12 protein-coding genes are annotated in these 14,167 nt (G+C 71.7%); 4 read left to right on the top strand and 8 right to left on the bottom strand.

The window, feature by feature from the left end; all coding sequences use genetic code 11:
• Nucleotides 1-12 precede the first annotated feature (12 nt).
• Nucleotides 13-1,125 (bottom strand): ADP-ribosylglycohydrolase family protein, encoded by a 1,113-nt coding sequence (locus AB0L71_RS01330; protein WP_365236555.1) that lies wholly within the window; start codon nucleotides 1,123-1,125, stop codon nucleotides 13-15.
• 72 nt (nucleotides 1,126-1,197) lie between these two features.
• On the opposite strand from AB0L71_RS01330, the gene AB0L71_RS01325 reads away from it, so the two are divergent.
• On the top strand, nucleotides 1,198-1,482 hold the full coding sequence (locus AB0L71_RS01325) for a DUF6343 family protein (protein ID WP_365236553.1): 285 nt from the start codon (nucleotides 1,198-1,200) through the stop codon (nucleotides 1,480-1,482).
• 52 nt (nucleotides 1,483-1,534) lie between these two features.
• Here the strand turns inward: AB0L71_RS01325 and coaE are convergent, their stop codons facing one another.
• Both coaE and AB0L71_RS01315 read right to left on the bottom strand, forming a co-directional pair.
• Nucleotides 1,535-2,137: a dephospho-CoA kinase gene (gene coaE / locus AB0L71_RS01320; protein WP_365236551.1), complete on the bottom strand. Its 603-nt coding sequence runs from the start codon at nucleotides 2,135-2,137 to the stop codon at nucleotides 1,535-1,537.
• A gap of 86 nt (nucleotides 2,138-2,223) precedes the next feature.
• Complete coding sequence (locus tag AB0L71_RS01315; RefSeq protein ID WP_365236549.1) at nucleotides 2,224-3,162, bottom strand: PAC2 family protein; 939 nt, start codon at nucleotides 3,160-3,162, stop codon at nucleotides 2,224-2,226.
• A gap of 340 nt (nucleotides 3,163-3,502) precedes the next feature.
• Here AB0L71_RS01315 and AB0L71_RS01310 point away from each other — a divergent pair, with 340 nt between their 5' ends.
• Nucleotides 3,503-4,465 (top strand): right-handed parallel beta-helix repeat-containing protein, encoded by a 963-nt coding sequence (locus AB0L71_RS01310; protein WP_365236547.1) that lies wholly within the window; start codon nucleotides 3,503-3,505, stop codon nucleotides 4,463-4,465.
• Between the two features lie 63 nt (nucleotides 4,466-4,528).
• Here AB0L71_RS01310 and AB0L71_RS01305 read toward each other — a convergent pair whose 3' ends face one another.
• Both AB0L71_RS01305 and rpsA read right to left on the bottom strand, forming a co-directional pair.
• Nucleotides 4,529-5,464 carry a hypothetical protein gene (locus tag AB0L71_RS01305; RefSeq protein ID WP_365236545.1) on the bottom strand — a complete coding sequence of 312 codons (936 nt, stop codon included), beginning with the start codon at nucleotides 5,462-5,464 and terminating at the stop codon, nucleotides 4,529-4,531.
• Nucleotides 5,465-5,708: 244 nt separating this feature from the next.
• Nucleotides 5,709-7,220, bottom strand: a complete 1,512-nt coding sequence (gene rpsA / locus AB0L71_RS01300) for a 30S ribosomal protein S1 (RefSeq protein WP_365236543.1) — start codon at nucleotides 7,218-7,220, stop codon at nucleotides 5,709-5,711.
• 396 nt (nucleotides 7,221-7,616) lie between these two features.
• Here rpsA and AB0L71_RS01295 point away from each other — a divergent pair, with 396 nt between their 5' ends.
• On the top strand, nucleotides 7,617-8,429 hold the full coding sequence (locus AB0L71_RS01295) for a class I SAM-dependent methyltransferase (RefSeq protein WP_365236541.1): 813 nt from the start codon (nucleotides 7,617-7,619) through the stop codon (nucleotides 8,427-8,429).
• A gap of 94 nt (nucleotides 8,430-8,523) precedes the next feature.
• The gene (hrpB, locus tag AB0L71_RS01290; protein WP_365236539.1) at nucleotides 8,524-11,046 is read left to right on the top strand and encodes an ATP-dependent helicase HrpB; all 2,523 of its coding nucleotides are present in this window, start codon (nucleotides 8,524-8,526) and stop codon (nucleotides 11,044-11,046) included.
• Here hrpB and AB0L71_RS01285 read toward each other — a convergent pair.
• The 3 genes from AB0L71_RS01285 to AB0L71_RS01275 form a co-directional block, all read right to left on the bottom strand.
• A complete protein-coding gene (locus tag AB0L71_RS01285; protein ID WP_365236537.1) occupies nucleotides 11,033-12,043 on the bottom strand; it encodes a DUF3068 domain-containing protein in 1,011 nt (336 codons plus the stop codon). The two genes, hrpB and AB0L71_RS01285, sit on opposite strands and share 14 nt — an antisense overlap.
• 40 nt (nucleotides 12,044-12,083) lie before the next feature.
• Nucleotides 12,084-12,221 (bottom strand): SPW_0924 family protein, encoded by a 138-nt coding sequence (locus AB0L71_RS01280; RefSeq protein WP_365236535.1) that lies wholly within the window; start codon nucleotides 12,219-12,221, stop codon nucleotides 12,084-12,086.
• Between the two features lie 142 nt (nucleotides 12,222-12,363).
• Nucleotides 12,364-14,046, bottom strand: coding sequence for a lytic transglycosylase domain-containing protein (locus AB0L71_RS01275; RefSeq protein WP_365236533.1), 1,683 nt, complete (start codon nucleotides 14,044-14,046; stop codon nucleotides 12,364-12,366).
• Between the last annotated feature and the right edge of the window lie 121 nt (nucleotides 14,047-14,167).

Genomic DNA, 14,167 nt, shown 5'->3' with positions numbered 1-14,167 from the left:
TGCACCGGAACGTCAGTGGTCCGGGTAGCGCCCGGCGGGCCACACGACCGCCTGCTCGAACTCCATGCACAGGTCGTCGGCCACCTCCGTGATCACCGCCCGTCCTTCGGTCGCCACCAGCCACGACGGCGGAAGGTGTACGTCCGTGTGCCGTGCGCCGAGCAGATTGCCGCAGATCGCGCCGGTGGAGTCGCTGTCGCCGGAATGGTTGACCGAGAGCAGCAGCGCCGGGGCCACCTCGTCGGCGCCCGGCAGCACCAGGGCGCAGTACACGGCGATGGCCAGGGCCTCCTCGGCGACCCAGCCGGCCCCCAGGGTCTCCACCTTCTCCGCGGTCGGCCCGCCCTCGGCGGCGAGGTCGACGGCGGCGCGCAGCGCCTTCGTCGTCTCCTCGTGCCCCGGGTGGCGACGCAGCAGCTCGATGGCCCGCAGCACCGCCCCCGCCATCGAGTCGCCCTCCAGGAGATGGGCCACGATCGCCGCGAACGCCCCCGCCGCATACGCGCCGGTCGGGTGGCCGTGGGTGATCTGCGCGCACCAGTAGGCGAGCCGGAAGCACGCCTCGGCGTCCTGCCCCGCCAGCCCGAACGGGGCGGACCGCATCACCGTGCCGCACCCCTTGGACCCGGTGTTGACGGGACCGGGCTCGCCGAGCCGTCCGGACTGTTCGGGGGCATGGCCGACCGCGAGTCCCGTCAGACAGGCGTTTCCGGGGGCGCGGCGCGCGTACAGCCAGGGCTGGTGCCTGAGCCAGCCGGTCCGTACCGGGCTGTCGCCGGCCGGTGGAGCCGGGTGGTTCTGGGTGTCCAGCCAGCGCAGATAGGCGTCCCGCACCAGGGCGGTCTCGGCGCCGCCGATCCCCCTGGAGGCCGCCCGGGAGTGGGCCCTGATCAGTCCTTCTGCCGTGAACAGGGTCATCTGGGTGTCGTCCGTGACCCGTCCGACGACCCCCGCGTCGTCCGCGACGAGGCCCGGTACGCCGTGGTCACCGTAGGCGCGGCGGATACCGGCGAGCGAGAGGAACTCCACCGGGTTCCCCAGGGCGTCCCCGATCGCCCCGCCCAGCAGACAGCCCCGGATCCTTGCCCTGCGGCCGATACGGTCCCCCCACGATGCGCTGTTCACGCACGTTCCCCTTCCGTCCGACGTCCCCAGGTCCGAAAACACCGCCGCGGGTCCATCCTGGTAAGTGAGGCGATGGCCATGCGAACCGGCAACGAACCGATGACTGCCCGCAGTCCTCTGCGGCTGCGGCTCGGACTGAGTCTATGGGGGCTGGCCTGGGCCGTCTTCGGCCTGACCGCCTTCACGCTGGCCGACCGCCCCGGCTGGGCCGCGGCCTGCGGTGTCCTGCTCGCGCTGGTCCTCGTGGACATCACGGTGATCGTGCACCACATCCACCAGGGCCCGCACTACCAGCCGGGCCGCAACGTCCCGCCGTACGAGCCCGACCACGGCGGACGTGGCCGTTACGGGCACTGACGCCGGCACGGCCGACGCGCGAGGCACCGCGGTACCGCGGCAGGCCAGGGGGTCAGGCGGCCGCCGCCCGCCGGGTCAGCTCCTCCCAGACCATGCGGACCTGCGGCTCCAGCTTCTCCAGGGGGCCGTCGTTGTCGACGATCAGATCGGCCACGGCCCGCCGCTGCTCCCGGGTGGCCTGCGCGGCCATCCGGGCACGGGCCTCGGACTCGGTCATGCCGCGTAGCCGGATGAGCCGGTCGAGCTGGGTCTCGGGACTGGCGTCCACGACGACGACCAGGTCGTAGAGCGGCGCGAGACCGTTCTCCGCGAGAAGGGGGACGTCGTGGATCACCACCGCGTCGGATCCCGCGGCCCGTTCCAGTTCGGCGGAGCGGGCGCCGACCAGCGGGTGGACGATCGCGTTGAGGGTGGCGAGGCGGTCGGGGTCCGAGAAGACGATCGAGCCGAGCTGCGGCCGGTCCAGGGTGCCGTCGGCGGTGAGGACATCGGTTCCGAACGCGTCGACGACGGCCGCGAGTCCGGGGGTACCGGGCTCGACGACCTCCCGGGCGATCCGGTCCGCGTCGATCAGCACGGCTCCGTATCCGACGAGCAGCCGTGACACTTCACTCTTGCCGGCGCCGATCCCGCCGGTCAGGCCCACCTTCAGCATGCCAGGCAGCCTAATGCCCCGGCAGGCGGCGTTCACAGGGTGAGGTCCGCCCGCGGGGGCACGGGCACAAGGGGCGACCGGGCCGCTCAGACGTCGCCCTCCCGTTCCGCGAGGAACCGCTCGAATTCCCGGCCGATCTCGTCGGCGGACGGCAGGTCGACCGGCTCGGCGACCAGATTGCCCCGGGACTCGGACCCGGCAACCGCGTCGTACTGGTGCTCCAGGCCTTCCACCAGGGTGACGAGCTCCTCGTCGCCCTGACCGATCTGCCGGTCGATCTCCGTCTGGGTGCGGTGGGCCTCCGTGCGCAGGGCATGAGCGACGGTCGGCAGGACCAGGCCGGTCGCGGCCGTGATCGATTCCAGGGCGGTGAGCGCCGCGTCCGGGTAGGCGGAGCGGGCGACGTAGTGCGGGACATGGGCAGCGACACCGAGCACGTCGTGCCCCGCCTCCATGAGCCGGTACTCCACCAGGGCCTCGGCGGAACCGGGCACCTGCGCCTCCTCGAACGGGCTGTGCCGGCCGGGCATGAGGTCGGTGCGGTTGCCGTGCGGGGTGATACCGACGGGGCGGGTGTGCGGGACGCCCATCGGAATGCCGTGGAAGTTCACCGCGAGGCGGACACCGAGCCGCTCGACGATCTGCTCGACGGCGGCGGCGAAGCGCTCCCACTCCACGTCCGGTTCGGGACCGGAGAGCAGCAGGAAGGGCGCGCCGGTGGTGTCCTGGACGATCCGTACGTCGATCGCCGGGGTCTCGTACGCGGTCCAGCGGTCGCGCCGGAAGGTCAGCAGCGGGCGCCGCGCCCGGTAGTCGATGAGCCGGTCGTGGTCGAACGTGGCGACGACCTGGTGGGGAAGGGTCTCGAGCAGGCCGTCGACGATCTGCTCACCGGTCTCACCCGCGTCGATGTATCCGTCGAAGTGGTAGAGCATGACCAGGCCGGCCGAATCCTGGGCGAGCGCCATGTCGACGACGGCCAGTCCCTTCGGCTCCCATTCATACAAACTCTGCGGATCAGGCACGGTTACCGCTCCTCCTCGTGTTCTTGGAGAGGAACGCCCGTCGGGGCACGGGCATTCCCGGACCGTGCCCCTTCACCGGGCGTTTCATGCCGGGTTCCACGAGAGAACGCGGGTGTGCAGTCCGGCGGTTGTCGTACGTGTCGACGGTGGAGTCCCCGGCACCCGGTTAAGGTGCGGCCGCCGGTGCGACTCGGGGCCTCCAGGACCGTCCAGTCGTGCACATTGGTCCAGACCTTGACATGTCCATTCCCTCCCTCCTACCGTCACTGGGCGGCACGTTCAGGGATTCGTCCCACACTCACCTACGGGAACTGTGAACTCCTTCGACGGGAAGGCCCCCATGCGTACCCGCACACTGCTCCCCGCCCTGCTGGCCACCGCGCTCGCCACCGGCGGCACCTGCCTTGCCTCCGCCACCACCGCGGGCGCAGCGACGCCCATAGAGGTCAGCACCTCCGCACAGCTCAAGTCCGCCCTCGCGGCCGCGGCCCCCGGCGACACGATCCACCTGGCCGACGGCACCTACACCGGCAACTTCAAGGCGACCGTCCCGGCCACCGCCTCCGCCCGGATCACCCTCACCGGCTCCGCCGACGCGGTCCTGACGGCCGGCGGCGGCTACGGGCTGCACCTCAACGGCGCCTCCTACTGGACCGTCCAGGGCATCACCGTCACCGGCGGCCAGAAGGGCATCGTGGCCGACGCCGCCATCGGCGTCGTCATCGACGCGGTGACCGTGCACGACCTGGACATGGAAGGCGTCCACTTCCGCACGTCCAGCAGCGACGGCGTCATCAGGAACTCCCGGATCTACGACACCGGGCACAACGGCCGCGGCATGGGCGAGGGCGTCTATGTCGGCACGGCGGGTGATCTCTCCGACCGGAGCGACCGGGTCCAGATCCTGGACAACACGATCGGCCCGGGGGTCGGCGGCGAGAACGTCGACATCAAGGAAGGCACCACCGGAGCACAGATCATCGGCAACACCTTCGACGGCAGCGGACTGACCGGCGCCAACTACGACGACTCCTGGGTCGACGTGAAGGGCAACGACGTCCTGGTGCAGGGCAACAGGGGCTCCCGTACGACCAACAACGGCTACGAGACCCACACCCAGCAGAGCGGCTGGGGCTGCGGCACCGTCTTCCGCGACAACACCTCGGACCTGACCGGGGCCACGGGCGACCGGCAGATCGCGTTCAACGTGACCAACTACAGCGCGAGCTGCCCCACCACCGTCCACAGCAGCAACACGGTGACCGGCGGCCAGGGCCTGACCAACATCGCCGTCACGCCGTGACCGCACCGCGTCGGCGCGGCGGCGGGCCGGCCTGCCGCCGCGCCCGGCTGAACGGCGTCGCCGCTACCGCGGGCCCGGTGGAGGTGGCGGCGGAGCCGCAGGGACGGCCGTCCCGCGGAAGGGCAGCGTGAACGCGTAGGAGCGCCGAGCGGCGCACCCCTGGCAGGTGCCGAGGAACCGGGAGAGGAGGTGGTCGCCGGCCTCGGTCAGGATGTTGCGCCAGAAGCAGCGGAACTCCCCGCAGCCGCAGGTCCGCCTGCCGACCTCGATGAACGCGCTGGGGTTGGAGTCGTGACCGCTCTCGGCGGGTGCGCCACCGGAGGTGTCATCGCTGTCGGCATCGGCCAGTCCGTACTGCCTCCGCTTCCACGACGCCTCCTTCGCGGTGAGGAGACCCGAGCCACCGCATTCCACACATCTGCCGGGCCCGGCGTTGTTCCCCACGCACCAGCACCGCCCGTAGCCGCCGCTGCCACCGCTGTAGGCCCTGCCCTCGCAGTCCAGGCACACCCCCCAGCCGTGACAGTCGTCGCACAAGACGCCCTCGGCCGTGCTCAGTGTGAAGGGCGGCTGACGCAGCTGCCGTTCGGTGTACACGACCGGCGTCCAGCCGGTGAACGTCACCAGTCCCCGTCCGCTGCCCTCGTAGACCCTGACGTCGCACTCCTGGTGCCGGGCCGTCGCCTCGCTCTCCCCGGGGTGGCCGGGAGACCGTCGGCGAACGGTCCAGCCGGCTGCGGCGAAAGCGTTCAGCAGGTCGTCGAAACCGGGGGACGAGGAGGAATCACCCCCGTCGGCGCCGAGGAGGAACAGGAAGCGGTGGCCGACCGGCGCGGGATCACGCAGCCGCACCGGGTCGGTCCACTCGCGGACCACCACCGGCCGTCGGTCCGGATACAGCGCGGCTGTGATCTCCAGCAGCTGCCCTTTCAGCCACACCGCACACTCGGGGACGACAGGGGTACCCCTGGGTGGCTGTTCGTCGGCCGTACCGGTCATGGAGGGAGCCCCTCTCGCGCACGGAGACGTCCGTGGTGGACGGTCGGAACTCAACGATGTCAGCCGACCTGCGAGGCCGAGGGCCACTTCCCGAATGTCGACGCGCCCCACGCCCGACGAGGCACGACACGGCCCGCCACGAACGCAGTGGCCGCGCCGCGGACACGAGTGAGGCCCGCTCCCCGAAGGGAGCGGGCCTCACTTTCAGCTGTCGCAGTCGATCAGCGACCGGAGGGGCAGAGCGTCAGCTCTGGCCGCCCGCCAGCTTCTCGCGCAGCGCGGCCAGGGCCTCGTCCGACGCCAGGGCGCCGGAGGTGTCCGCGGACTCCGAGGAGTACGAGCCGCCACCGGCACCGCCGGAGGCAGCCTGAGCGCCACCGGCCGGGGCGGCAGCGCCCTCGGCAGCAGCGGCCTCGTCGGCCTCGCGGGACTTGATGACCTGGGCCTGGTGCTGCTCGAAGCGCTGCTGCGCCTCGGCGTACTGCGTCTCCCAGGCCTCGCGCTGAGCCTCGTAGCCCTCGAGCCAGTCGTTGGTCTCGGGGTCGAAGCCCTCGGGGTAGATGTAGTTGCCCTGGTCGTCGTAGGACGCGGCCATGCCGTACAGGGTCGGGTCGAACTCGACCGAGGCCGGGTCGGCGCCGAAGGCCTCGTTGGCCTGCTTCAGCGAGAGGCTGATGCGGCGACGCTCCAGGTCGATGTCGATGACCTTGACGAAGATCTCGTCGTTGACCTGGACGACCTGCTCCGGGATCTCCACGTGGCGCTCGGCCAGCTCGGAGATGTGGACCAGACCCTCGATGCCCTCGTCGACGCGCACGAACGCACCGAACGGAACGAGCTTGGTGACCTTACCGGGGACGACCTGCCCGATCTGGTGCGTACGGGCGAACTGCTGCCACGGGTCTTCCTGCGTCGCCTTGAGCGACAGCGAGACGCGCTCGCGGTCCATGTCGACGTCGAGGACCTCGACGGTGACTTCCTGGCCGACCTCGACAACCTCGGAGGGGTGGTCGATGTGCTTCCAGGACAGCTCGGAGACGTGCACGAGACCGTCGACGCCGCCGAGGTCCACGAACGCACCGAAGTTGACGATCGAGGAAACGACGCCGGAGCGGACCTGGCCCTTCTGCAGGGTCGTGAGGAACGTCTGGCGGACCTCGCTCTGGGTCTGCTCCAGCCAGGCACGGCGGGACAGGACCACGTTGTTGCGGTTCTTGTCCAGCTCGATGATCTTGGCCTCGAGCTCCTTGCCCACGTAGGGCTGGAGGTCACGGACACGGCGCATCTCGACGAGGGAGGCCGGCAGGAAGCCACGGAGGCCGATGTCGAGGATGAGACCACCCTTGACGACCTCGATGACGGTACCGGTGACGATGCCGTCCTCTTCCTTGATCTTCTCGATCGTGCCCCAGGCACGCTCGTACTGAGCGCGCTTCTTGGACAGGATGAGGCGGCCTTCCTTGTCCTCCTTCTGGAGAACCAGGGCCTCGATCTCGTCGCCGACCTTGACGACCTCGTTGGGGTCGACGTCGTGCTTGATCGAAAGCTCGCGGGAGGGGATGACGCCTTCGGTCTTGTAACCGATGTCGAGCAGGACCTCGTCCCTGTCGACCTTCACGATGACGCCGTCGACGATGTCGCCGTCGTTGAAGTACTTGATCGTCTCGTCGATCGCGGCGAGGAAGGCTTCCTCGTTACCGATGTCGTTGACCGCTACCTGCGGGGTGGTGGCGGTGGTCTCGGTGCTGCTCGTCATGTGGGAAAGGGCTCCGGTACGGACAGAGAGTCGTAGGTACTGCTACGCCGGGAGCCCGTATCGCCTCTGCGGAAGCCGGACAGCTCGGGAAGCACCGAACCCGTCGGACGGGGGGCACCTCGCGGACCGGGAGGGCATGCAGCAGACGCGAGCGCGGCCTGCTAGGTCTGAGGCGCGCAGGCTCGCAGCGCAACTTGTAGCATACGGGGGCAGCCGGGCACGGTCAATGCGCGAACGCGCACACCGGGGGCGCAACGCCGCAAATCCGGCACAACTCGGGTTCTCCGAGGCCACATGGGCCCGGGAACAACCCGTGGACACGAGGTCGTACTCCCGGGTGTTCACGGGTCCCCGCCGCGTGCGACGGGGTGAAGGCAAACTACAACGACGGACACGATGAGCCAAGAGATCTACGCAGCCGAACCCGAAGCGACCCGCCGCAGCGTGTCGGGCACCGAGAGCAGCCGGGCCAGTCGCGGCTGGTGGGACCGGAACGCCGACGAGTACCAGAGCGACCACGGCGCCTTCCTCGGCGACGACCGTTTCGTCTGGGGCCCCGAAGGGCTCGACGAGGCCGAGGCCGGCCTGCTCGGCCCCGCGGAATCACTGAAGGGGGCGACCGTCCTGGAGATCGGGGCGGGCGCCGCACAGTGCTCGCGCTGGCTGGCCGCCCAGGGCGCCCGGCCGGTGGCCCTGGACCTCTCGCACCGGCAGTTGCAGCACGCGCTGCGGATCGGCGACGCGTTCCCGCTGGTGGAGGCCGACGCCGGGGTGCTGCCGTTCCGGGACGGCTCCTTCGACCTGGCGTGCTCGGCCTACGGCGCGGTGCCGTTCGTCGCCGATCCCGTGCGGGTGTTCCGCGAGGTGCACCGGGTGCTGCGCCCCGGCGGCCGCTGGGTCTTCTCGGTGACCCATCCGATCCGCTGGGCCTTCCCGGACGAGCCGGGCCCCGAGGGGCTCTCGGTAGCGGCCTCGTACTTCGACCGCACCCCCTACGTCGAGCAGGACGAGCAGGGCGAGGCCGTGTACGTCGAGCACCACCGCACCCTGGGTGACCGGGTGCGCGACGTGGTTGCCGCCGGATTCCGGCTGGTCGACCTGGTCGAACCGGAGTGGCCCGACTGGAACGACCAGGAGTGGGGCGGCTGGTCCCCGCTGCGCGGGAACCTCATCCCGGGCACGGCGATCTTCGTCTGCGTGCGGGACTGAGACCGGGAGGAGCGGCCCCCGGCCGCGTGCGGAGCCGCGGACCGGAACCCCGGCGGGGTACGGGAACCGCGCCGTCCCGTACGAGACTGGGGGCGTGATCCGTACCCAGGCCCTGGACCAGTTGCCCGTACGCACCGCCGTGCCCGCCCTGGAGCGGGCGCTCGACGAGCGCGGTGCCGCGGTGCTCTGCGCGCCGCCCGGCACCGGCAAGACGACCCTCGTGCCGCTGGTGCTGGCCGGCCTGGTCGGCGGCGGCCGGGCGCGCCGGGTGGTGGTCGCCGAGCCGCGGCGGATCGCGGCCCGGGCGGCGGCGCGGCGGATGGCGTGGCTCATCGGCGAGCAGACCGGCGGCCGGGTCGGCTTCACGGTCCGCGGGGAGCGCGCGGTGGGGCGCGGGACCGTCGTGGAGGTGGTGACCACCGGGGTGCTGCTCCAGCGGTTGCAGCGCGACCAGGAGCTGACCGGCGTCGACGCCGTGATCATCGACGAATGCCACGAACGTCATCTGGACGCGGACACGGTGGCCGCGTTCCTGCTCGACGTACGGGAGACGATCCGCCCCGATCTGCGGCTCGTCGCCGCGTCCGCCACGACGGACGCGGCGGGCTGGGCGCGGCTGCTGGGCGACGCCCCGGTGGTGGAGGCGCAGGGCGTCTCGCATCCGGTGGAGGTGGTCTGGGCGCCGCCCGCCGCACCGGTGCGCCCGCCGCACGGCATGCGGGTCGATCCGGCGCTGCTGGCACATGTGGCCGCGACGGTGCGCCGGGCGCTCGCCGAACGGGACGGCGATGTGCTGTGCTTCCTGCCCGGTGTCGGTGAGATCGGGCGCGTGGCGGGGCAGCTGGCGGGCGTGTCCGCCGAGGTGCTGCAGGTGCACGGCCGGGCTCCGGCCGCGGTGCAGGACGCGGTGCTGGCCGGGCCGTCCGGCAGCCGGCGGGTGGTGCTGGCGACCTCGGTGGCGGAGTCGTCCCTGACGGTGCCCGGTGTGCGGGTCGTCGTCGACTCGGGGCTGGCCAGGGAGCCGCGTACCGATCACGCCCGCGGGTTGAGCGCACTGACGACGGTGCGGGCGTCGCAAGCGGCGGGGCGGCAGCGGGCGGGCCGGGCCGGGCGCGAGGCACCGGGGACGGTGTACCGGTGCTGGGCGCAAGCGGAGGACGTACGGCTGGCGCGGTTTCCGTCCCCGGAGATCGAGGTCGCGGATCTGGCGGCGTTCGCGTTGCAGGCGGCGTGCTGGGGCGACCCGGACGCCTCGCATCTCGCCCTGCTCGACCCGCCGCCCGCCGGTGCGATGGCCGCGGCGCGCGAAGTGCTCACTTCGGTCGGCGCGGTGGACGCGCGGGGGCGGGTGACCGACCGGGGCGTGCGGATGTCCCGGCTGGGGCTGCACCCCCGGCTTGCCCGGGCCCTGCTGGACGGCGCCGCCGCCGTGGGCGGGCGGCGGGCGGCCGAGGTGGTGGCGCTGCTGAGCGAGGAACCTCCGCGGGAGTACGGCGACGATCTGACGGCCGCGCTGCGCACCGCCCGGCGGGGCGGGGACGGTTACGCGGCGCGCTGGCGGCAGGAGGTGCGGCGGCTGTCCTCGTCGGTCAAGGAATCGGTCGGGAAATCGGCCGAGGGCGCGGACCGGGGTACCGGACCGGACGACGCCGCGGTCGGCCTGGTGGCCGCGCTGGCGTTCCCGGAACGGGTGGCACGGGCCCGGGGCGAGGGTGCGTTCCTGATGGCGTCGGGGACGGGGGCCCGGCTGCGGGACGGGTCGGGGCTGCGCAGTGCGCCGTGGCTGGCGGTCGCGGTCGCCGACCGGCCCGCGCACGCGGCGTCCGCGCGGGTGCGGCTCGCCGCCGTCATCGACGAGGACACGGCGCGGGCTGCCGCCGGGCATCTGCGGTTCGCGGGCGAGGAGGTCCGCTGGGCCGACGGTGATGTGGTGGCCCGCCGGGTGGAGCGCCTGGGCGCCGTCGAGTTGTCGGTGCGCCCGCTGAAGGAGCCGGCGCCCGCTCTGGTGCGTGAGGCGCTGGTGGAGGGTCTGCGGCGGGAGGGGCTCGGGCTGTTGCGGTGGACGCGCGAGAGCGAGCAGTTGCGGGAGCGGCTCGCCTTTCTGCACCGGGTGTCCGGGGAGCCCTGGCCGGATGTGTCGGACGTGGCGCTGCTGGACCGTACCGGGCAGTGGCTGGACCCCGAGCTGTCACGGGCCCGGCGCCGTGCCGACCTGGCGCGGATCGACGCGGGGCAGGCGCTGCGGCGGCTGCTGCCGTGGGCGACCGGTGAGGCCGCCCGGCTGGACGAGCTGGCGCCGGAGCGGATCGAGGTGCCGAGCGGGTCCCGGATCAGGGTGGAGTACGGCGGGGCGCAGCCGGTACTCGCGGTGAAGCTCCAGGAGTTGTTCGGTCTGCAGGAGACCCCGCGGGTGGCCGGTGTGCCGGTTCTGGTCCATCTGCTCTCGCCCGCGGGCCGTCCGGCGGCGGTGACGGCGGATCTGGCGTCCTTCTGGCGGGACGGCTACCGGGCGGTGCGGGCGGAGCTGCGCGGCCGTTATCCGAAGCATCCGTGGCCGGAGGACCCCACGACGACGGAGGCGACCCGGTTCACGAAGGCGCGGCTCAGGCGGGAGTAGGTTCCGGTTCCGGGGCGGGTGCCGGTGTCCCGCCGGGCCGTTGGGCGTCCGGGCGCCGGGAGCGGGCCTCCAGCCACAGGGCGAGCGCGAGCAGCAGGGTGCCGAGGCCGGCGAAGCCCCAGGGCAGGTACGAGGTGAGCAGGAGCACCAGCACGCGTTGGGACTTGACCAGGGCGATGGTCGACTCGAGGTAGTCCTCGCGGATCTTCACGTGTCCGGCGAACACGGTGACGGTGTCCTGGGGCAGGCCCATCGCCTTGGCGTTGCGCAGCTCCTCCTTGTGGATCTCCTCGCCGTTGACGGGGGCTCCGGTGACCGGGTCGACCCAGAACATCCGCTTGGTGGTGTACCAGCGGGTGATGCCCGTCTTGGCGATCGCCTCCGGGGTGATGCCCTGGATGGGCATCTTCTTCGGCATCGGGACCTTGGTCCAGGGGATGGTCTGCTCGAAGTAGTAGACCTCCATGCCGTGGAAGGTCCGGGTGCCCTTGTAGTGGATGGGGTTGCTGGTACGGGACTGGGCGTCGAAGTACTCGTAGTCGCGCTTCTGGGTGAGGAAGGGCCACTTGAACTCGATGCCCTCCCGCCGGACCGCGTCGCCGTCGACCATTTCGCCGGTGGCGTGGACGGGTGCCTGGCTGTGGGCGTCGAAGATGTAGCGCTCGGGGATCTGGGAGACCATTTTGCCGTTCGGATCGGCGACGTAGCTGAGGGCGTCCCAGACGACGACGTCGCGCCCGGCGGTGCGTTCGATCTTCTCGGACTCCTCCACGTTGCCCTTGAGGGTCTGCACGATGGTGACCTTGGGGACCTGCTTCACCTTCATGTTGTCGTTGTAGTCGAGGAGTGTGGCGGGCTTCGCCTCCAGCACCATCTCCTGGTACTGGCTGGGCGGGATCTTCGCCAGCCTCGGGAAGGCGTACCAGCGCAGCAGCGGCGACATGGCGGCGAAGAAGACGGCGAAGGCCAGGAGTACGAGGCTGGCTCGGCGATGCATGACGGTGCCCTCCCTCAGCTTCTGTTGTTTCTTCCGGTGGCTACTTCTTGGGACCCGGGATCGTGGTCAGCAGGGGCTTGGGCGAAGTCTCTCCGGGCGGGGCGCCGATCGCGGTGATGGTGAAGACGAGCGCGAGGGCTGCGGCCAGCCCGATGGCGGCGGCGACGAGGGCACGCATGCCGGTCCTCCCGGAGAGCACGGATCTGATGGATCGTCAGGGTTGGGGCACCGTAGCAACGCGGGCGTGAGATGAGAACACGTGGAACAGCCCCTGTGCCGGGCGACGGCACAGGGGCTGCTTCGACGTGCGGGCGATACGGTCAGGCGGCGGGGGTCTCCTGGGCCTCCGATGCCTGGGAGTCCTCGACCTCCAGCTCGATGACGAGCGTGACGCCGCCCTCGGTGGTGAGGCGCAGCCGGTAGGTGCCCGCGGTGCCGTCGGCGTAGATCTTCGGGAGCGTCAGGGTGCCGTCGGCGCCGGTCCTGAGGTCCGTGAGGGTACGGACCGTCTCGCCCTCGGCGTCCTTGAAGTACGGGCCCCTGTCGTTCTCGACCGGATCCGTGTCGTCGTCGGTGATCAGGGTCGCGGTGACGGCGACACCGGCGGCGGCCTCGTCCCGGAAGGTGGCCCTGACCTCGACGGTGTCGGTGAACTCGGCGCCGGGCGCGGCGACCAGTGCCGTGTCGCCGGTCCTGACGATCGCGTCGGCCTGCCGGGCGGTGACGGTCGCGGTGTAGGTGACGGCGGGCAGCGAGCGGCCGGTGGCGACGGCCTTCACCGTGAACTCCCCCGTCGTCGCGCCCGCCTGGAGTGCCGGGGCGGTGACGGTGCCGTCGGCTCCGGTCAGCAGGGTGGCCGTCTTCTTCCCGCCGGCGAAGGCCGCGTCGGTGTCACCGGTGACGGTGAAGGTCACGGAGACCCTGGCGAGGGTGGTGCCGAGGGTGTTCCTGGCCCGCACCTTGATCCGCTCGGCGAAGGCGTCGCCCGCGGTGGCGGTGAGCGTGCCGGTGCCGGCGTCCTCCACACCCGCGAGGGTCTGGGACGGCACGGGGGTGGGCTCCGCCGGGGTCGTACTGCCGCTGCCCGGCTTGGTGGGGGTCGGGCTCGGCGTCGGCTTCGGCGTGGTGGATCCGGACGGCGAGGGGGAAGGACTCGGGCTGCCGGCGCCCGGCTTCGTGCCGCCACCGAGGTCGGGCGGGACCGTACCGGTGCCGTCGGGGATCTCGTGGGTGCCGCGCTTGTAGTACTCGAACCAGGAGCGGACGGTACGGAGGTAGGTGTCGGAGTGGTTGTAGCTCAGGACCGCCCGGTCGAGGTCCGCGTCGACGGACAGATCGCGGGACCCGGCGCAGAGGTAGCGTCCGGCGGCGAGCGCCGCGTCGTAGATGTTGTTCGGGTCCTTGCGGCCGTCGCCGTTGCCGTCCTGGCCCCAGGTGGCCCAGGTGGACGGGATGAACTGCATCGGGCCGACCGCACGGTCGTGCGTCGAGTCGCCGTCGTACGCCCCGTTGTCCGTGTCCTCGATCAGGGCGAAGCCCCGGCCGTCCAGGACCGGGCCGAGGATCGGGGAGAACGTGGTGCCGTCGGCGTCGACCCGGCCGCCGCGGGCCTGACCCGATTCGACCTTGCCGATCGCGGCGAGCAGTTGCCACGGCAGACGGCAGGCGGCATCGCTGTCCGCGATGGTCCGCTCGGCCTTCTTGTACGCGGCCAGGACCGAGGCCGGTATGCCGGACTCGGTGCTGCCGGTGACGGGCGATTCGGCGGACGTTCCCGGCCTCTCGGGCGTGTTCAGCGGGGGCAGGTCCGTGTAGTAGGGCGAGTTGCCGGTGGCCGCTGTGCCGTCGGAGGCGGGCGCCGTGCCGGCCGTGGGCTGGTCGCCGCCGTCATCGGTCAGCGGCGTACCGGGAGCGCCGGAGGCGGAGAGTGCCGCCACGGCGACGGCCGCCACGGCGGTCGTGGTCGCCCCCTTGCGAAGCCGGCGACCGAACTGCGCTGCCATACCTCAGACCCCTCCCCTTTGAACGACCGCCCCGCAGACCCCAGCGCCGGGACTCCCGCGACCCTACGACAACTTGTGCCACCAGCACACCGCACATTGACCGGTTCTTACCTGTTTTTCA

It is taken from the genome of Streptomyces sp. NPDC052052 (assembly GCF_040680455.1).
Lineage (GTDB): Bacteria > Actinomycetota > Actinomycetes > Streptomycetales > Streptomycetaceae > Streptomyces.
The sequence above is the reverse complement of the archived record's forward strand: the minus strand, read 5'-3'. Positions and strand labels throughout refer to the sequence as shown.